This window comes from Thermobaculum sp. T2p (genome assembly GCF_059335935.1).
The window spans coordinates 19,799-38,801 of the sequence record NZ_JANZYQ010000004.1 but is presented as its reverse complement, the minus strand read 5'-3'; the positions used below and the strand labels follow the sequence as shown (position 1 = coordinate 38,801).

Genomic DNA, 19,003 nt, shown 5'->3' with positions numbered 1-19,003 from the left:
TACATAACTATCTCAGAGTAAGGCTTCTGTGTAGCTGATTAAGCGCAGTAGCTACACTTCCATCAACAAGTTTATCACCCACTCTTACAACTATACCCCCTATGATAGAGGGATCAACCTTGGTATGCAGCTCGATCTGTTTACCTGTTACCTGACTGAGCTGCTCAACTATTCGCTGCTTTTCATTATCGTCTACTGGAACAGCTGTAGTTACTTCTGCTACAACTATACCTCTCGCTTCACGCAGCAGTTCTTCAAACCTACCTAGTATGGCTGGAATTATGTCTACTCTGTCCCTATCCACAAGGAGCTGTAGCAGATACATGGCCTGAGGTTGTACCTTGCCCTCAAACAATCGCTTAGCCATATCCTGCTTTTCGGAAATTGACCTACGAGGATTCTTGAAGAACCTAAGAGCGCTCGCATCACTGAACACAGATGCGAGCAAAGAGAGATCAGCGTGCCATGCATCGAGGTTGCCAGATTCCTGGGCCAACTCAAATATAGCCTCAGCATAACGTCGAGCACTTGATCCAACACTAGGCAACTGGTCTGCCTCCTCTGAATTGATCAACGCTCTCAGCTAGCACCTCGTTGATCAGTGCTCTGTGAGTAGCAGGATCAAGCTCTTTACGTATTATCCTGGAAGCAGCAGCAATAGCTAGATCTGCCACTTGGCGCCGGAGCTCATCTATAGCCTCAGCCTTCATGCGATCTATATCTTCCTGTGCTCTCTGGATAATCTGGTTAGCCTGCTCACGCGCGTTATCCTGAGCTGTGCTTTGAATGCGCTCAGCTGCCTGCTGAGCTTGTTGCAGGATAGCCTGCGCTTGGCGACGAGCATCCTCAAGCATTTGCTTCGTACGCTGTTCTTGCTCAGCAGCCTCTCTTTGGATGCGCTCAGCAGTTTCTATACTCTCACGAACTCTTGCAGCGCGCTCATCTAAGATACGAGTGACAGGCCCAAAAGCAAACCGCTTGAGAACATAAACCAGAATAAGAAAAGCTACAAGTTGCCATATAAAAGGCCACAGCTGTAAACCTAGGTTCTCTAGTACTGCTGACATCTACCCTACCTTATAGTCTTCTTTCTTTATCGATGCCAGGCGGAAATCCTTCCACCTGGCACCAAACTAATAAACTTTCAGTGATTATAACCAGAAATTACAGTACTAGGTCGTAAACAGGATCAACAGCGCTGTTAGGAAGGCGTAAATAGCTACAGCCTCTGCCAGAGCAGCACCGATGATCAGAGTAGTTCGAATATCACCACTTGCCTCGGGGTTCCTACCAGTAGCCTCCATAGCGCCACGGACTGCAAGACCGATACCGAGTCCTGGCCCTAGAGCACCCACTCCAATAGCAATCGCCGAAGCAAAACCCTTGAATTGAGTCAGGTTGGCAGCTTGCTCCTGAAGTGCTGGAGCGTTCTGAGCTGCAGCAACTATAGTGTTACTTAGATCCGTCAATACACCCAAATCCAATTTCGAAAAATCCTCCTTAAGTAAATATTTTGAGATGAGAAGTTTTACTAATGATGAGTCGCTGATTCGGCATCCTCAGCATCTGCAGGATGGCCATGACCAGCAACTGCTAGCGTAATGTATATGAGCGACAGCAACGAAAATACCAAGGCTTGTATCAGACCTATAAACATTTCCAGTCCCATGAACGCCATAGGAATAACAACCGGTATTATAGCTATAGCCCCTAGGAACGACAGGGCCAACATTACCGTGAGAAGCACTTCCCCACCAAAAACATTGGCAAAAAGTCGTACGGATAGAGAGATAACACGAGCCACTTCATCTATTAGATGCATTGGATTGAGATATTCCTTGAAATGACCTCCAACACCATGTGCAGCCACACCTGCTATCTGCACAACCACTATAGTTACTATCGCCATAGCTAAGGTCATGTTCAGATCAGCGTTGGGAGCCCTAAGCAAGGGAACATCTCCATGCTCAGTATGCCAGGTAATAGTACCAACACCAGGCAGCAAAGATGCCCAGTTAGCCACGAGTATGTATATAAAAAGTGTACCTATTAGCGGGAGTATTGCCCTGCCTGCAGTTCTACCAGCAGTAGCTTGCACCAGGTTATCCAACAACTCAACTATTGCCTCTAGAAAGTTCTGGCGCTTGCTAGGGACCAATGAGAGACCTCTACTCAACCACACAGCAGCTACAGACAAGACAACAACCACTATTAAGGTCATTAGCATAGAATTGGTTACCGGGATAGGACCGATATGGAAGAGGGTCTCTGGAGCCAAAGTTGGCTGGTGGAAAGGAGTCCCCAGAAGCCCTTTGCCGTGCTCTTCTTCCTGAGCTAGTATCCTGGCTAGGCCACCGACTCTTTGTCCAGCAAGCATCAAAGGCACCTTTCTTACTCCTGATCAGAATCGTTCGATCTTTTATTACGAGATCTCCGAATCTCTCTGCTAGTCCTGAATAAGGTTAGTCTATAAAGGTTGTAACCCGCTAAAGCTAACCCCATAAATATACCAATAAGTAGGAATATTGGGGAACTATGTAGATAACGATCTAAGAAAGCCCCTCCAACTATGCAACCCACTAAAAAGATCGCTATTGAACATCCGACCTCGCTGGCCAAGGCCCAAGCTTGCAAAGTTGATCTATCGAATTTCACATTACCACCAGCCAGGCCGGATTATATCATAGCTGAACCGATAGTGAGTATACCAATTAGTGCAAGATTTCACAATTCTCCTCTACTTCATACTCCCACTTGTATTTCATCCTCTAGGCTCTGAAGGGCATCCTCCTCAAGCGGCAATTCATGCTGTTGGCCCTCAAGTAAGACTTTGCTAGCTGCCTCTATGAACCCAAGGAATAGAGGGTGAGGTCTCATTGGCCTGCTCAGGAATTCGGGATGGAACTGAGTCCCCACATACCAAGGATGATCCCTGAGCTCGACTATTTCAACTAGATTACCGTCGGGAGACAAACCACTTAGTACTAGACCATGATTTTCCATAATCTCACGATAGTTATTATTAAACTCCCATCTGTGCCTATGTCTCTCATGTATTAGCGATTTTTCATAGGCTTTGGAAACCCTAGTACCAGCAACAAGAGAGCATGGATAAGCTCCAAGTCTCATAGTTCCGCCCTTGTCAGAAAGAGACTTCTGACTTGCCATCAGGTCTATCACTGGATACTGAGTATCGGGATCTACCTCTGTTGTGTTAGCTCCAGTCAATCCACATACGTTTCTAGCGAATTCGATGGTGAGCATATGCATACCATAACATAAGCCTAGGTAGGGGATATCATTTTCACGCGCATATTTGGCTGCTGCTATCTTACCTTCCACACCCCTTGGACCAAAACCACCCGGCACAACTATGCCTGACACATGGCTTAATCTCTGATCAACATCCTCATTTTCCAGGGACTCAGAATCTATCCAGTCTATATTGATCTGGAGGTTGTGAGCTAACCCAGCATGGCGCAAGGCTTCAGCAACACTTATATAAGCGTCTCGCAACTCTGTGTATTTACCTACCAACGCTATGTTGACTGAATGATCCTTAGGAGCCTTGAGCTTGGCTACCATGTCTCTCCAGCCGGTTAGATCCGGTTCTTTTGCATTAAGGTTCAAACGGTCGACTATATACGTACCAAGTCCCGATTCCTCGAGCAATATAGGGACCTCGTATATGGTCTCAGCTGTCTCCAAGGGTATGACTGCCTCAACATCCACATCCCCAAACAAAGCTATTTTCTGTCTGATCTCAGGTGTGACTGGATAATCAGATCTACAGATCAATACATCTGGATTAATTCCAATGCGTCTGAGTTCATTCACGCTGTGCTGGGTAGGTTTGGTCTTGAGTTCTCCAGTAGCCGCTATATAGGGAAGGAAAGTTAGGTGTACATAGAATACATTTTCTCTACCTGCTTCCCTCCTCATCTGCCTTATGGCTTCAAGAAACGGCAAACCTTCTATATCTCCAACAGTGCCTCCGACCTCTACTATTACTACGTCTGCACCGCTGGTCTCAGCTACGGACCATATCCTGTTCTTAATAGTATTTGTTATATGGGGTATAACCTGTACCGTCCCCCCTAGATAATCTCCTCTCCGCTCAGCAGTCAGTACTTCGAGATATATTTGTCCAGTGGTGACATTACTATTGCGCGACAAATTGACATCTATGAATCTTTCATAGTGACCCAAATCGAGGTCGGTTTCGGCCCCATCATCAGTGACAAATACCTCTCCATGCTGGAAAGGCGACATCGTACCAGCATCAACATTTATATACGGATCCAACTTTTGAGCTGAGACCGACAACCCTCTACTTTTGAGTATCCTGCCGATAGCCGCAACAGCTATACCTTTACCTACCGAGCTAACGACTCCACCTGTTACGAAGATGAACTTGGGCACGATGTCAACCTCCTGAAACCTAGTTCGCCTTTACTCCAAGAATCTTGACTTCTGTTTGCTCGCCAAAATCAGACTTGCGAACAACAAGCTTCTCTTCAGCCTGCCAGTTAGTTAGTCCCATTTCTTTACAAAACCTCTCTATTCCTTCAAGGTTAGTCTGACCAGGTGCAGTTTTGTAGTGCATAGGAATCACAATAGAAGGCTCTATTTGGGAGATAACCTCAACTGCTTCTTCAGCATCCAGAGAGTTACCTCCGCCTACAGGAATAAGCAGTATGTCAACCTCGGACATAAGATCAGCCTGTTCCTCATCCAGCACATGTCCCAGGTCACCAAGATGCGCCAGAACCAACCCCTCGGTCTCGATAAGATAAACTGTGTTCTTACCTAGCTTCTTGCCAAGCTGCTTATCATGATACGTCCTGACGCCAGTGATAAAGAGCCCTTTGATCTCGTACTCACCCGGACCTGTTATTACTTTGAGATCATCTCCACCTTTTACAGAACTCACATTGTTATGTCCTGGATGGTCATGGCTTACAGTGACTATATCAGCCTTGGGCCTGCCCAGATCCAGCCCCTCCATCTTAGAGTATGGGTCCATGATCACGGTAGCTTCTTTTGTCCTAATCCTAAAGCAAGAATGTCCAAGCCAAGTTATCTCCAACTAGACCACTCCTAGCTTTTGTTACATGGAAAAGTTATCAAATTATCAACTAGCATCCAACCTAATAGGTCTAATTTTCTACACTTCTTTCATCTTGATCTGCATGTAATTCACGCCACAACTGTTTTATGACCTTAGATGAAGTTTCATAATCAAATCCTCTGCGGGATAAAAACCCACCCATACGTCTATAGAAGTCCTGGTATTCTAGACCAGTGTAAGACCTAAGCTTCGATCTTGCTGCTCTATAGGCTAGCTCATATTCATCTTGGCCTACCTCATCCTCTAGGACCTCGTCTACAGTATCTGACTCCACTCCTTTTTGTCGAAGCTCGAACTTTAACCTTCTAGACCCCATAGGTGAGAATTGTTCCCTGTTCTGCACCCAGAAACGCGCAAAGTCTTCGTCGTTTACGTACCCCAGAGCCCTGAGTTTATCGATTGCCTCATTTATCACGTTTTCGTCAATACCTTTACGTCTTAGCCTTTGAATAAGCTCAGACTCAGACCTAGGCCTTATAGCTAACAAGCGAACGGCAGCATCAAAAGCCTTGTCGAACTTATCCCTGTGTACCAGTTCATCGATTTCCGCCTCGGTGAGAGCCCTACCCTCCTCGATCCTGTGCTCCAGGGCTAATAATTCACTTAGGCTAAATGCGTACTTTCCATTCAGATAAACGGAAACCCTGTTTCGATTGCCTTTTTGTCGCTCTATGCCAGTAACAACAAGCTTTTTCTCGCCATTTAAAGAGGTTGGGGTTCCTTCCCGATTGTTATCGGGTATATTTGAGGAACCCCTGTCAGAAAACCCTGTTTTTCTGCTACTACACATCTATATCCGACAGACCACCGTTACTACCGATCAATACCTTATCCAGATTGCCTGCGGCCTTGATTCTACTCTCAATCTCCTCCGCAACATCCGGATTCTGCCTGAGATACTCCTTAGCGTTCTCTCGACCTTGGCCAAGGCGCTCATCATCAAGATATATAAACGAACCACTCTTACGTAGGACCCCAACAGACAGCCCAACATCTATCAGGTTACCTTCCTTAGAGATACCCTCATTAAACATGATATCGAACTCAGCAGTCCTGTAAGGCGAAGCGACCTTGTTCTTGATAACCTTGACACGCACCCGGTTACCAACAACATCCTGACCTTGCTTTATAGATTCGACCTTTCTTATCTCGAGACGCACTGAAGCATAGAACTTGAGGGCGTTTCCACCACTTGTTGTCTCCGGGTTACCAAACATCACGCCAATCTTCATTCTGATCTGGTTAATAAAGATCAGTACGGTCTTACTCTTGTTTACAGCTCCTGCAAGCTTCCTCAGAGCCTGGCTCATCAACCTAGCCTGGAGGCCAACATGACTGTCCCCCATTTCGCCCTCTATTTCTGCCCTGGGAACTAAGGCAGCCACAGAATCTATTACTACCACATCAACCGCACCACTTCTTACTAGCGTCTCTGCTATCTCCAGAGCTTGCTCACCTGTATCGGGCTGGCTGATGAGCAGATCGCTGAGCTGAACACCACACTTCTCAGCATAAGAAGGATCGAAAGCATGCTCAGCATCGATGTAGGCAGCAGTACCACCAAGCTTCTGGGCCTCAGCTATGATATGCTGCGCCAGAGTGGTTTTACCAGAAGATTCTGGTCCATAAATCTCAACTATCCTCCCCCTTGGAACTCCGCCAACGCCTAAGGCTATATCCAGGGCTATGGAGCCCGTAGGAATTGCTTCTATCTGCAGTTTAGCTCTATCACCCGTCATCCTCATGATAGAGCCTGTACCAAAAGCCCTCTCTATTTGAGCTATAGCACTCTCTAAGGCTTTATCTCGATCGCTCATGCATAAAACTCCTGTGCTTAATTCGCAGAAAAAATGTTCTATATACTAATACAATTATATTGATGGGGTTGTTTTTCTGTCAAATAACCTTGAGTACGCAAAATAGAACCATGACAAGTATAATCATCCATAACATAAGGGTATTCTACTATGAATGAAACAGCCTTTCTACTGGGTTTGACGCTGATACTTGTTGGCTTCGTGGGGATAATAATACCATTCATCCCAGGTATACCAATTATGTGGTTGGGAGCCTTAGCCTACAGCGCTATGACTGGTTTTAGAGAGCTCACTTGGCCATGGATGCTAATTATAACTCTTATAGCCTTAGCATCGATAACCCTAGATTTTATCCTATCAGCTATCATGGCCAGAAAATTCGGGGGCTCTAGATTAGCCTCCCTTGGATCCTTACTGGGAGGAATACTAGGCACGCTATACCTTGGAGCTTTTGGTGCACTCCTTGGAGCATTCGGAGGTGCCGCGCTTACGGACCTACCAGTCAACAGATCTATACGCAAGGCCCTTAGAAGTGGGGCGGGTGCCGTCGTAGGTTTTGTGTTAGCCCTGATGGTAGATCTAACTTCTGGGATAGCTATCCTGACAATATATCTATTGACGGCAATCTCCTAAGACCAGGTAAAGGGAACATGCCTCGAAGCTTATTGTCGCTCTTACTCAATCTAGAGGTAGAAAAGCTAAAGGATATCGCACATTGGTGGTGTGTAGACCTCCCAAATGGGTCTAGATCGGAACAGGCAACTACGCTTGCAAGGGAGATCCTGAGGTCCGATACATCTTTGTATATGTATTGGGAAAGAATAGGTCCTGAGTCTAGGGATCTGCTACTAAGAATCGCTGAACATTCCGAATTAAGGCTCTCACAATTGGCAATCAGTAAGGACGACCCAGCACTCAGGGGACTACTAACGTCAGGAATAGTATGGATGCTAAGCGAAGCCGATCTAAGGTCGGAAAGAGTCTATAAACGTACCCCTTCTTCCGATCCTTATCTGCTAATCCCCAGAGAGCTAACACGTATGATCACGAGACTAAAGAGAAAACTTCAAGAAGGCGACACCTCAGACAAGCCCTTAGAGTTTTACCTGGAGAGCATGGGGACTGGTGAGCTGGAAACCGTAGCGCTACATTGGGGCTTGGCAGATGAACCCGGAAGCTACACCAGAGAAGAGATAATCAAGTCCCTGCTAGAGGAACTGGGGAAGACTCCTACATCAAGAGTATTGAAAAAGCTTACTACCAACGCTCTAATGGTCTATCGATCCCTGTTAGAAGAAGGCAAAGCCTACGGATTCGAACTTACCAAGAGTCTGAACTTGTCTCTTTCAGCGATGCGAGAGGCCATAATAGAGCTGACCGAGAATATTCTTGTGCAAGAAGCTTTATACAACGACAGATGGCTGATATTCCCCACCAGAGGGTTGATACATACAACCAAGTCTAAGAACTATGTTTCCCCTCCTGAGGTTTATACACCTCGCAAGCAAGTAAAAAACCCTGATTATGCCCCAGCATGGGACATGTTACACCTACTACGTGCGTACCAATTATATGATCTACCTTATCCCAATAATGCTGAAATAGAAGAGGCACTGTTTAACAGACTAGCCAGTCTCATATTTACCAGCTCAAAGGACAAAGCTTCGCACGCCAAGTTGCTATTCCATCTAAGCTCCGACCTGGGACTAATATCCGAAAATGCAGGGATAATTACCACAACACAGGCGGTCGAGAGCTGGGTAAAGCTACCAATCGAGGTTCAAGCCAAGAGAATATTCAAAGCCTGGATAGAAACGAAATATGATGAATCTCACGGGCTTCTTAAGCAAGCCCCGGGCTACAGTGACAGCCAGGACATATTGAAAAAGGCACGTTTGGAGTTAATAGAGATACTATCTGCGTGTCATGTAGATAAGTGGTACAGCATAGAACAGGTATCCGAGATAATTAAGCAAGAGCATCCTTATATCATAAGGACCAATAACCGACTAGTTAGAGAACTAGGATTAGAGGGGGCACAGAAGGCCTTAGAAGAATGGCCAAGGTATGAAGGTCGTTGGATAACGCTCTTATTCCAAGGGCCTCTTACATGGCTACACGTAGTAGAGACATCCTCTGATGAACTCAATCCAGCATTCTCCCTTACACCGGATGGTGCATTTCTTATAGGCAAATCAAAGACTAAATACGAGTCCAGGCTTGCAAAATCGTTGTCCATCCAGAACCATAACTATGGGCTACAAATCAGAGTAACTAGACCAGAATCATCCCTCATCTGGACTTTATCTGCCTTTGCCAGACCCCACAAGTGGCAGGAGTCGGGCTTGGGAATATACGTGGCAGATCGCAGAACCGTAGCCAGGGCTAGGGGTGTAAACCTTAGTCCATCTGGAATAGTTGAGTTTCTGGAGGAGCACTCCAAAGAAAAGCTCCCTAATTCTATTATTAGTAAGTTGGGAGAATGGGGGAAAGAGCCTTATAAGGCCAGTTTTGCACAAGGATTGGTTCTTACTCTAGACAGCATAGAGGCTGTTAGAGATCTTCAAAAGCTATCTTTTATTCAGCACTTTCACCCTATGATCATAGGCGAGACTAAGGTGCTGTTATTCCTTCCCAAAGATAATTATGAGCGTGAGGTCTCGAATCTGTTGCGCAGACTGAATAAGACAGGGCTATTCGTTGTAGAAAATAATCATGGGGGATGAGCTTATCCCCCATGAACTACCAAATCGAGCTTGTCAATAGCTCTATCTATCCTGGATATAGTTCGGTCTTTACCTAAGACCTTCATCGTCTCGAATAGTCCAGGAGACGCAGTCTTGCCTGTTATAGCCACCCGAATGAGCATGAAAAGCGTTCCAGTCTTCAAGCCAAGCTCAGATGCCATAGATCTCAGCTCGGTCTCGAGTATTTCTTCTGACCAATTATCAATAGGCGATACCCTATCTTTTACTTTCTGTAAGAGCTCTTGTGCCTCCTGCAAAGTCAGCTTCTTTCCAGCAATCTCTTCTGCAGATGGGTCTGGATCTTTAAAGAAGAAGTCCGTAAGCTCTACTACATCCGGTAGAAGCTTAATCCTATCCTTTACCAGCCCTATAACTTCAAGCAAATAACCCTCATCCAACTCTTCGGCCTTCACTAGGCCAGCGTTCTCAAGGATAGGTTTGACTCTACTTGCCAGGTCATCGACACTGAGCATATGGTTTATGTAATAGGCATTCATCCACTCGAGTTTATTTGCATCAAATATCGCAGGAGAAGGACTCATTTTGTCTATGTCAAACAACTCTATCAGCTCTTCTCTTGAGAATATCTCCCTATCCGCACTGTACGAGGCACCAAGCAAAGCAAGGTAATTAAACATGGCCTCAGGAATTATCCCAATATCCCGATACTCAAGTGCTGGCAAGGCTCCATGCCTCTTGCTTAGCCTCGACCTATCAGGACCTAATATGATCGCTGTGTGAGCATATAGAGGTGGATTCCACCCAAGCGCCTCATGCAAAAGAATATCTCTAGCACCAGAGCTTATATACTCATCTCCTCTAAGTACATGGGTTATACCCATCAGATGATCGTCTACCACAACTGCAAAGTGATAAGGAGGATAACCATCACTTTTCAGAATGACGAAATCATCTATTTGATCGTTCTGGTAGGTTACAGGACCACGCAGAAGGTCAAACATGGTAGTAATACCTTCAAGCGGCGTAGCAAACCTTACCACGTATGGCTGTCCTGATTCTGCTAACCTCTTGGCCTCTTGGGGATCCAAATATCGGCACTTGCGATCGTAACGCGTAGGTAAATTATTCTTCCTTTGTTCCTCCCTTAAAGCTTCTAGCCTTTCCTGAGAACAGAAACATCTGTAAGCCTTGCCCTGGGAGATGAGCAGCTCGGCATATTCCCTGTATATCTCCTTGCGCTCAGATTGCACGTAGGGTGCATGAGGGCCACCAATATCTGGTCCCTCGTCCCAGTCGATACCTATCCAACGCAAAGTTTCATAAATTACTTCTACGGCACCAGGTACAACTCTAGCGCGATCTGTATCCTCGATTCTCAGAATAAATTTGCCACCATGATGCCTAGCTAATAGCCAGTTGAAGACGGCAGTTCTTAAGTTGCCCACATGCAAGTATCCAGTAGGACTTGGCGGGAAGCGTACCCTAACCTCGCTATTCAAAGACACCTAACCTCACCCCTACACAGAGTTTCTAATAAGTCCTCAGCCATTATAGTTACTAAGCTACACGGCCTCAAACTTGCTGAAAGTTTAGCTGTTAGACACAATAACCTAGGAGGGGCTATCTCAATGACTGTTAGTGCCCGTATTGATCTGCTGAGTAAAGGACATAGAAGTCAGTCTGAGGAGGAATACAGAAAAGCTAGTTATAAGATACTCATACTAGGAGCCGGATTTGGGGGCATACAGGCGGCCATAGAGCTCGACAAACACCTAGGTAAGAGGCAGGATGTTAGTATCCTAGTAGTGGATCGAGACAATACCCAGCTATTCCAACCCTTACTGTGGACCGTAGCCTCCGGCAAGAGCTGCCCTGATGATGCTACTGTCCCTATCAGGAAGTTTCAAAAAGGAAGAAGCTTTCACGTCATGCATTCCGTAGTCAAACATATCGACCTGCAGAACCAGGTGGTCTACTTTGACAACGGAGAGGATAGGCCATTCGATTTCTTAGTGATCGCCTTGGGTAGCGTAACTGCTATCCCGGACCTACCAGGGCTAAGAGAAAGAGCACTACTCTTTAGGAGTCCTGCAGACGCTATAGAGCTAAGAAACAAAGTAATAGATGCTCTTGAAACGGCTCATAAAGAACAAGATCCCGAAGCACGTAAGTCTTGGCTTACATTCGTGGTCGGCGGAGGTGGTGATACCGGCATTGAATTGGCTGCTACACTTAAAGAATACATATATGCGGGACTCTTTGCCGAATATCCTTGGCTAGAGAATGAGCCGGCTAGAATCGTGCTTGTAAGTAGATCCAGTAGATTAGTCCCACAAAGCAGACCACATATATCTAAGACCGTGCAGGAAGTACTTGAACACGAAGGCATAGAAATATTGACTAATGCATCTGTGGAAGCAGTAACCGAAGATGAGGTAAAAACTTCTGTAGGAACTATAAAGGCTCGTACTATTTTTTGGGCTGCCGGTATAACAGCACCAAAGATTGTAAAGGATCTGCCTGTAGAGCACGCCAAAAATGGGTCTTTGATTGTAGATAAGTTTTTGCGTGTTCCCCAATACCCAAATGTCTTTGTTGTAGGAGACTCTTCATGGGCATTCGATGCAAGAACTAACGACCCCATACCTCCCACGGCACAAGCGGCTGAGCACATGGGCAGGTACGTCGGAAGAACAATATCAAGTCTTATACAGAATAGAAGCGTAAAACCCTTTGTTTTCAGGCCTCTAGGTCATCTAGCCCTACTGGGACAACACACTGGTGTTGCAGAGGTTGGGCCGTTTACCTTTACTGGTATACCAGCTTGGTTTATCTGGCACTCATACTACTTAATGCATATACCTTCATGGCGAAACAGAATTTACTTATTCACCCACTGGCTACTATCATTGGTTCTCGGCAGAGAGACTGGTCAGCTGAGGCTATCGCCTGGCGTACTTAAGGAAGGCACACAGTAATAAAGAATCTCTACACAAAGCTCATATAGTTATGACTAGTATTCATATGGGACGCAGCAAGTGGTAATATAGTAGAAAGTACAAGTAACCTTATACGAGCGGAGGGAGTTACCTCCGCTCTATCTGTGATTGTGGAGTTGTATATTTCCAACAAGGAGCTTGAATGAGGCGCTCTACACTTTACAGCTTGATATTTATCATTATTTTGACCGCATTTGCAGTATGGGTAGACCTTCCAGGATCTAGAAACGTATTCGGACGGCAAGCAGAAGTTGTTGAAGGATTGGACCTTCAAGGAGGCTTGCAAGTACTGCTCCAAGCCCGCCATGTTGGTGGCAAGGCTCCTACAAGAGAACAGATGGAAGAAGTCAGGCAGGTTGTTGAACAACGCGTCAATAGCCTAGGATTAACCGAACCCGTAGTACAGCTCCAAGGATCAGATCGCATCGTCGTTGAACTTCCAGGAGTGAAAGATCCAGAACAGGCGATTAGAACATTCCAGGGAACTGGCTTACTTGAATTCATAGACGCTGGCGATACACCACTACAAGTGGGAACCTTGGTCAATACCACTCTAGGTCCAGCTATAACAAATGGCGGACAAAATCAAAGGTCAAACAAGAATGGCACACCCACTCCTGGAACTACACCGACTCCAGAGAGCACTCCTCAGGCCAACCAAACACCTGTAGCCGCAAATGTAACCCCTACACCGGAAGATCCACAATTTCAGCAAGCGCTACAGGCGACACCTTCAGAACAGCTACAAAGGACATATACCACAGTAATAACTGGAAACGATATAGCTAGTGCCAGGCCAGATTTCGATCCGACCACTGGAGAACCCGTAGTCTCGTTCGAGCTGAAGCCCGAGGCAGCCAAGAAGTTCGCTGATTTCACCACTCAAAACGTAGGCAAATACTTGGCAATAGCACTAGATAAGAAGATCATCAGCTCTCCTCAGATCAGAGACCCAATAACTAATGGCAGGGGGGTTATAACGGGAGTAACACGCGAGGAAGCACGCACATTGGCCATTCAGATCAGGTCTGGGTCTCTCAGCGTACCACTCGATATTATAAGCTCTAACACGGTAGGAGCCACTCTTGGCAATGATTCTGTACAGAGAAGCATCCGTGCTGGGTTAATAGGTATCGGAGCAGTCGCGCTCTTTATGATCCTCTATTACAGGCTCCCAGGATTCGTTTCTGTAGTCGCTCTAGCAATATATGCTGCAGTAGTGTTCGCGCTCTTCAAGCTTATACCTGTAACACTAACACTTGCAGGTATAGCTGGCTTCGTCCTATCCGTAGGCATGGCCGTGGATGCTAACGTCCTAATCTTTGCTAGATTAAAGGACGAGTTACGCAGAGGCAGAGGCTTGCTCCAGGCCATAGACGTGGGTTTCAAAAATGCTTGGCCCTCTATCCGGGATAGCAATATTTCCACCCTAATCACGTGCGCAATACTCATATGGTTTGGCTCCAGATTTGGAGCAAGCGTGATCAAGGGCTTCGCTATCACCTTGGCAATTGGTGTCTTAGTTAGCATGTTCACAGCTATCTTCGTTACTAGGACATTGCTACAGGTAGTATTATCATTAGTGCATACCAGAAACTTGTGGATTTGGGGTATAGGGAAGAATCAATTACCCGAGCCTGAGGGCAGAACTTTACAACCGGCTAAGGGCTCTAGAACTACGCAGGCTTAGTTAGTGGAGGGCTTTGCTAATTGATCGATATAGTTAGATGGAGATATGCTTTCTATCTGCTGTCTCTTTTGATAATCATCCCAGGCACTATATATCTATTGCTGTTCGGATTGAGACTGGGCATTGACTTTGAGGGAGGCACTTTCTGGCAGATTCAGTTCGAAAAACCTGTCAGAATTGAGGACGTTAGATCCGCATTGGCTCAGGCAGGTTACAACGAAGCCTTCGTTCAAAGTTTTGGGCAGCAATCCAATACTGCACAGGGCACTGTAACCAGAGGTGTATCCATGCGCCTCCCTGAGATAAAAGAGAACTCTACAGAAAAGGCCAAGCTCGAGCAAATATTGAAATCTAGATTCGGGAACTACGAAGAGCTGGTGTTCACGTCTGTAGGTCCGGCAGTTGGTAGGGAAATCAGGAACAGGTCCATAGTTGCAATTGCGCTAGCATCACTGGGAATTTTAGGGTACATAGCGTTTGCATTCCGTAAAGTAAGTCACCCGTTCAGGTACGGAATCTGCGCTATCATCGCAATGCTGCACGACGTGCTGGTTGTAGTAGGCATATTTGCCATTCTTGGCAAGCACTTCGGCGTGGAGATAGATGCACTATTCGTAACCGCATTGCTAACGGTGATAGGTTTCTCAGTACACGACACTATAGTTGTATTTGACAGGATTCGCGAAAATCAGCTTAGAAGATACGGTGAAAGCTTTGAGCAAATAGTCAATATCAGCCTTCTACAGACTCTAGTAAGATCTGTGAACACCTCTATGACGGTGATCTTCACCTTGCTAGCACTCTACTTCTTTGGTGGCACAACGATCAAACACTTTGTACTAGCACTTCTAATTGGCATCGTAAGTGGTACATATAGTTCTATATTTAATGCCAGCTTGTTGCTCGTCTCCTGGGAGAACAAAGACTTCCTTCGAATCTTTAGAAGAGCCGAGCCAGAAGCAGCGGCCACCTAAAAGAAAACTTGGGTTAAAATTTGGTTAGCTTAAACCAGGATCGATAACTAAATACACAGAGGACGAGGGGGTTTCATGAACAACGAGGTATTATGGGCAATACTTATATTTGGTGCTGGAGTACTAGCAGTCATCTTCGCCCTCTCAATGGCCAGGTATGTCCTTAGTCGAGACACTGGAACTCCAGAGATGAAAGCCGTGGCCGACACAATATATGAGGGGGCAATCGCTTATCTGAATCGTCAGTACACTACGATAGCAAGTATAGCGGTTATCACAGCAATTATTATCGGAGCCATTATCGCCCTAGTAGGTAGCGAGACTATGGATCTTCCGGGACCTCAGGCGGCGATAATGACTGCGATAGCTTTCCTGGCTGGGGCTCTCGCCTCGGGAGTATCTGGATACATTGCTATGCTTGTGGCAGTCAAATCTAACGTGAGGACTGCCGCCGCAGCTAGAAGAAGCCTAGGAGACGCACTACTCGTTTCCCTAAGGGGAGGTGCTGCTGGAGCATTCTTCATAATTGCGCTCTCCATAATGGGTGTCGCGGCCATATTCTACGCCTACAATGGCTTCAATCAGCCTGAGAGAGCTCCTTTTCTCATAGTAGGTTTTGGCTTCGGAGCGTCCTTTGTTGCTCTTTTCGCACAACTTGGAGGAGGTATTTACACTAAGGCTGCGGATGTGGGAGCTGACCTAGTAGGTAAGGTGGAAGCAGGAATACCTGAAGACGATCCCAGAAACCCCGCTGTTATAGCAGACCTTGTAGGCGATAACGTAGGTGACTGCGCTGGACGCGGGGCGGACCTGTTCGAATCCACCGCAGCTGAAAACATCGGAGCCATGATCCTTGGGGTATCTATCTTTCTAGCAACAGGAAGGGATAACCCAGGCTTTATATTCCTCTCGCTTGTACTTGGTGCTATGGGGCTTATAGCCTCCATGATAGGAGTACTCTCTGTAAGACCAAGTGCTAACGCAGATCCAATGGGAGCTCTGAACAGAGGCTTCGCAGTAACAGCAGTCCTGTCCATAATCGGACTCTTCATCGCCACTCTTTGGGTCCTGGACGGTAATTGGTGGCTATTTGGTTGTGGGCTCGTAGGTATTATAACATCGATACTTTTCCTGCTCATGACCCAATACTATACCTCTGAGAAGTACAGACCAGTTAGGACAATAGCCGAGGCTTCCAAGACAGGTCCAGCAACCAACATCATCTCCGGTATAGCTATCGGTTTTGAAAACACTGCTCTGCCAGCTATAGTCATCTCTTTGGCTATAGGTACAGCCTACTTCTTCGGCACTAAAACAGGCTTTAGCGACAACTCCTTCGTGAACGGAGTATACGGAACTGCTGTAGCAACCATGGGCATGCTTATGACAGTGGCCTATGTACTAGCCATGGACATCTTCGGTCCCATTACAGATAATGCCGGCGGTGTCGTAGAGATGAGCAATCAGCCCGAGGAAGTGAGAGAACGTACAGATGCCCTTGATGCAGTAGGTAACACAACCAAGGCTCTTACCAAGGGTTATGCTATAGGTTCCGCTGCCCTAGCTGCTTTCCTCTTGTTCTCAGCCTATCTCTCCGATGCAAAGCTAGAAGCTGTCAATCTAGCCCGCGTACCAGTATTCATAGGTGGCTTCCTTGGGGGCATGCTAGTGTTCCTGTTTAGCTCGCTGGCTATTAGGGCAGTAGGACGCGCAGCAGGGGATATGATCGAAGAAGTACGCCGCCAATTCAGAAGCGAACCAGGTATCATGCAAGGTACCGTACGTCCCAACTATGCAAAGGCTGTGGACATAAGCACTAGAGCTGCTCTTAGAGAGATGGTACTACCTGGTATCCTGGCGGTAGGAATGCCCGTAGTGGTTGGATTGGTACTAAGAGCAGAGGCTGTAGCAGCCCTGCTGATGGTTGGTACTATGACAGGTATATTAGTGGCCCTAGTACTCAACAACGGCGGCGGCGCCTGGGACAATGCCAAGAAACTGATAGAATCTGGTCAGCTGCTAGATGAAGAAGGCAAGCCTATAGGAAAAGGAACTGCCACTCACGCGGCAGCAGTGGTAGGTGATACTGTAGGTGATCCCTTCAAGGACACAGCTGGGCCGTCTCTACATGTGCTGATCAAGCTACTATCTACCGTGACTCTGGTACTTGCTCCTCTGTTTATTAGATAAGGTAGTAGGAACTTTGCTTAGTAAAATCTGGTTCCAAATTATAGGGGGCTATAAGCCCCCTATAATTTCTAGAGGCTATAGAAAGGATCTATAGGGGTGAGAATAGCAGTAATAGGCGGAGGTATTGCAGGGCTATCTGCCGCATACGAGCTACTTAAGGCAGGGCAAGAGGTCCATCTTTTTGAGAGATCAAACTTTCTTGGGGGCCAAGTAGTGACAATACCACTCTATGGTACTCCCATAGAGTTAGCCTATCATCATCTGTTCACTAGCGATGTAGTGATGCAGGAGCTTATGACTGAGCTCGGCATCATAGACAAGCTAGAATGGTATCCATCAAAAGTTGGATGGTTCAAAGGTGGCAAAATATATCCTTTCGTTACCCCTATGGATCTACTACGCTTCAAACCTCTAAGACCATGGAATAGACTGCGATTAGGGTTAGCAGTGCTGTTCCTACAGCGCTATAAAAATTGGAAGGCACTGGAAAAGACAACAGCCACACAATGGATGAGAAAATGGGCAGGCAATAACGCCTATGAACAAGTATGGAGACCCCTACTTAAGGGTAAGTTTGGCACCCGACACGAAGATATCTCCATGGCGTGGCTGTGGGGCAAGATACATCTTAGAACTACATCCAGATCTTCAATCAATAAGGAGGTTCTTGGTTACCCGACCGGAAGCTTCAAGGTCATAGTAGATGCGCTGGAGAAAGCTATAAAGGATATGGGAGGGCATATTCACCTCGGCGCCAACATAGAGAAGATTGAAGCGCGGACATCCCCAAGTGGAGAACTGACTGCTGTAGGCATACGTACTGGCGAAGGATTACAGGAATTTGAAAAAATTATATCCACCATTCCTTCCAATAGATTCCTAGACATTGCCCCTCCCGTCGGGAAAGAATATGAAGAGAAATTGAGATCGGGACGATACCAAGGCGCCCTTGTGATGCTGATGACCTTACACAACAAACTATCAGATTATTACTGGCTCAACATAGGAGAAGAAGGCTTTCCGTTCGTGGGACTTATCGAACACACGAATTTAGTACCTAAGGAATGGTATGGGGGAAAGCATGTCCTGTATATAAGTAACTATCTTTCTACAGAAGATTATTACTGGCAGCTAGGCAAAGAGGAGTTACTAGAAGTCTATATACCTTTCCTGCAAAGGGTTAATCCAGAGTTTGAAAGATCGTGGATCGATTCCTATCAAGTCTTTAGGGAGGCGGCAGCACAACCTATAGTACCTCCGAACTACTCACAGCGAATACCGGAGATGCAAACTCCTGTGAAGAACCTCATATTAGCTAATACCACCCAGATATATCCTCAGGACAGAGGCACTAACTATAGCGTTGATCTAGGGAAAAAGGCAGCGAGACTAGCCCTAGAATCCTGATAAAAAAATACGGCTACAAAGCTATTTAGGATATATTTACGAAAATCCATTGTTAGGTTCTCCCTGGAAATGCTTTAAGTAGAGTTA

The 19,003-nt window shown here is 46.2% G+C and carries 17 protein-coding genes; 7 read left to right on the top strand and 10 right to left on the bottom strand.

The window, feature by feature from the left end:
• Nucleotides 1–7: 7 nt before the first annotated feature.
• The 9 genes from N2245_RS01580 to recA form a co-directional block, all read right to left on the bottom strand.
• The gene (locus N2245_RS01580) at nucleotides 8–547 is read right to left on the bottom strand and encodes a F0F1 ATP synthase subunit delta (RefSeq protein WP_494534979.1); all 540 of its coding nucleotides are present in this window, start codon (nucleotides 545–547) and stop codon (nucleotides 8–10) included.
• The gene (gene atpF, locus N2245_RS01575) at nucleotides 540–1,067 is read right to left on the bottom strand and encodes a F0F1 ATP synthase subunit B (RefSeq protein ID WP_012874025.1); all 528 of its coding nucleotides are present in this window, start codon (nucleotides 1,065–1,067) and stop codon (nucleotides 540–542) included. Before atpF ends, N2245_RS01580 begins: the two co-directional genes overlap by 8 nt.
• Before the next feature lie 105 nt (nucleotides 1,068–1,172).
• Nucleotides 1,173–1,484, bottom strand: a complete 312-nt coding sequence (atpE, locus tag N2245_RS01570) for an ATP synthase F0 subunit C (protein WP_012874026.1) — start codon at nucleotides 1,482–1,484, stop codon at nucleotides 1,173–1,175.
• 47 nt (nucleotides 1,485–1,531) lie between these two features.
• The gene (gene atpB / locus N2245_RS01565; protein WP_494535055.1) at nucleotides 1,532–2,377 is read right to left on the bottom strand and encodes a F0F1 ATP synthase subunit A; all 846 of its coding nucleotides are present in this window, start codon (nucleotides 2,375–2,377) and stop codon (nucleotides 1,532–1,534) included.
• A gap of 14 nt (nucleotides 2,378–2,391) precedes the next feature.
• A complete protein-coding gene (locus N2245_RS01560; protein ID WP_494534978.1) occupies nucleotides 2,392–2,655 on the bottom strand; it encodes an AtpZ/AtpI family protein in 264 nt (87 codons plus the stop codon).
• Between the two features lie 87 nt (nucleotides 2,656–2,742).
• Nucleotides 2,743–4,422, bottom strand: a complete 1,680-nt coding sequence (gene pyrG, locus N2245_RS01555) for a CTP synthase (protein ID WP_494534977.1) — start codon at nucleotides 4,420–4,422, stop codon at nucleotides 2,743–2,745.
• A gap of 19 nt (nucleotides 4,423–4,441) precedes the next feature.
• A complete protein-coding gene (locus N2245_RS01550; protein ID WP_494534976.1) occupies nucleotides 4,442–5,089 on the bottom strand; it encodes an MBL fold metallo-hydrolase in 648 nt (215 codons plus the stop codon).
• A gap of 70 nt (nucleotides 5,090–5,159) precedes the next feature.
• A complete protein-coding gene (locus N2245_RS01545) occupies nucleotides 5,160–5,921 on the bottom strand; it encodes a regulatory protein RecX (RefSeq protein ID WP_494534975.1) in 762 nt (253 codons plus the stop codon).
• The gene (recA, locus tag N2245_RS01540) at nucleotides 5,914–6,948 is read right to left on the bottom strand and encodes a recombinase RecA (RefSeq protein WP_494534974.1); all 1,035 of its coding nucleotides are present in this window, start codon (nucleotides 6,946–6,948) and stop codon (nucleotides 5,914–5,916) included. Before recA ends, N2245_RS01545 begins: the two co-directional genes overlap by 8 nt.
• Before the next feature lie 150 nt (nucleotides 6,949–7,098).
• On the opposite strand from recA, the gene N2245_RS01535 reads away from it, so the two are divergent.
• Nucleotides 7,099–7,581 (top strand): DUF456 domain-containing protein, encoded by a 483-nt coding sequence (locus N2245_RS01535; protein ID WP_494534973.1) that lies wholly within the window; start codon nucleotides 7,099–7,101, stop codon nucleotides 7,579–7,581.
• Between the two features lie 407 nt (nucleotides 7,582–7,988).
• Complete coding sequence (locus tag N2245_RS01530) at nucleotides 7,989–9,674, top strand: hypothetical protein (RefSeq protein WP_494534972.1); 1,686 nt, start codon at nucleotides 7,989–7,991, stop codon at nucleotides 9,672–9,674.
• A gap of 2 nt (nucleotides 9,675–9,676) precedes the next feature.
• Here the strand turns inward: N2245_RS01530 and gltX are convergent, their stop codons facing one another.
• Nucleotides 9,677–11,155, bottom strand: coding sequence for a glutamate--tRNA ligase (gltX, locus tag N2245_RS01525; RefSeq protein ID WP_494535054.1), 1,479 nt, complete (start codon nucleotides 11,153–11,155; stop codon nucleotides 9,677–9,679).
• A 129-nt stretch (nucleotides 11,156–11,284) separates the two neighbouring features.
• Between gltX and N2245_RS01520 the strand changes: the two genes are divergently transcribed.
• The 5 genes from N2245_RS01520 (at nucleotide 11,285) to N2245_RS01500 (ending at nucleotide 18,916) form a co-directional block, all read left to right on the top strand.
• Nucleotides 11,285–12,634 (top strand): NAD(P)/FAD-dependent oxidoreductase, encoded by a 1,350-nt coding sequence (locus N2245_RS01520; RefSeq protein WP_494534971.1) that lies wholly within the window; start codon nucleotides 11,285–11,287, stop codon nucleotides 12,632–12,634.
• Nucleotides 12,635–12,797: 163 nt separating this feature from the next.
• The gene (gene secD, locus N2245_RS01515) at nucleotides 12,798–14,345 is read left to right on the top strand and encodes a protein translocase subunit SecD (RefSeq protein WP_494534970.1); all 1,548 of its coding nucleotides are present in this window, start codon (nucleotides 12,798–12,800) and stop codon (nucleotides 14,343–14,345) included.
• A gap of 20 nt (nucleotides 14,346–14,365) precedes the next feature.
• Complete coding sequence (gene secF / locus N2245_RS01510) at nucleotides 14,366–15,319, top strand: protein translocase subunit SecF (protein ID WP_494534969.1); 954 nt, start codon at nucleotides 14,366–14,368, stop codon at nucleotides 15,317–15,319.
• A gap of 75 nt (nucleotides 15,320–15,394) precedes the next feature.
• On the top strand, nucleotides 15,395–17,509 hold the full coding sequence (locus N2245_RS01505) for a sodium-translocating pyrophosphatase (RefSeq protein WP_494534968.1): 2,115 nt from the start codon (nucleotides 15,395–15,397) through the stop codon (nucleotides 17,507–17,509).
• Nucleotides 17,510–17,605: 96 nt separating this feature from the next.
• Complete coding sequence (locus N2245_RS01500) at nucleotides 17,606–18,916, top strand: NAD(P)/FAD-dependent oxidoreductase (protein ID WP_494534967.1); 1,311 nt, start codon at nucleotides 17,606–17,608, stop codon at nucleotides 18,914–18,916.
• Nucleotides 18,917–19,003 lie beyond the last annotated feature (87 nt).

Coding starts and splice junctions, on each gene's coding strand:
- recA (WP_494534974.1), bottom strand. CDS start 6,948: ATGAGCGATCGAGATAAAGCCTTAGAGAGTGCTATAGCTCAAATAGAG.
- atpF (WP_012874025.1), bottom strand. CDS start 1,067: ATGTCAGCAGTACTAGAGAACCTAGGTTTACAGCTGTGGCCTTTTATA.
- N2245_RS01505 (WP_494534968.1), top strand. CDS start 15,395: ATGAACAACGAGGTATTATGGGCAATACTTATATTTGGTGCTGGAGTA.
- N2245_RS01545 (WP_494534975.1), bottom strand. CDS start 5,921: ATGTGTAGTAGCAGAAAAACAGGGTTTTCTGACAGGGGTTCCTCAAAT.
- secD (WP_494534970.1), top strand. CDS start 12,798: ATGAGGCGCTCTACACTTTACAGCTTGATATTTATCATTATTTTGACC.
- N2245_RS01535 (WP_494534973.1), top strand. CDS start 7,099: ATGAATGAAACAGCCTTTCTACTGGGTTTGACGCTGATACTTGTTGGC.
- atpB (WP_494535055.1), bottom strand. CDS start 2,377: ATGCTTGCTGGACAAAGAGTCGGTGGCCTAGCCAGGATACTAGCTCAG.
- N2245_RS01530 (WP_494534972.1), top strand. CDS start 7,989: ATGATCACGAGACTAAAGAGAAAACTTCAAGAAGGCGACACCTCAGAC.
- N2245_RS01520 (WP_494534971.1), top strand. CDS start 11,285: ATGACTGTTAGTGCCCGTATTGATCTGCTGAGTAAAGGACATAGAAGT.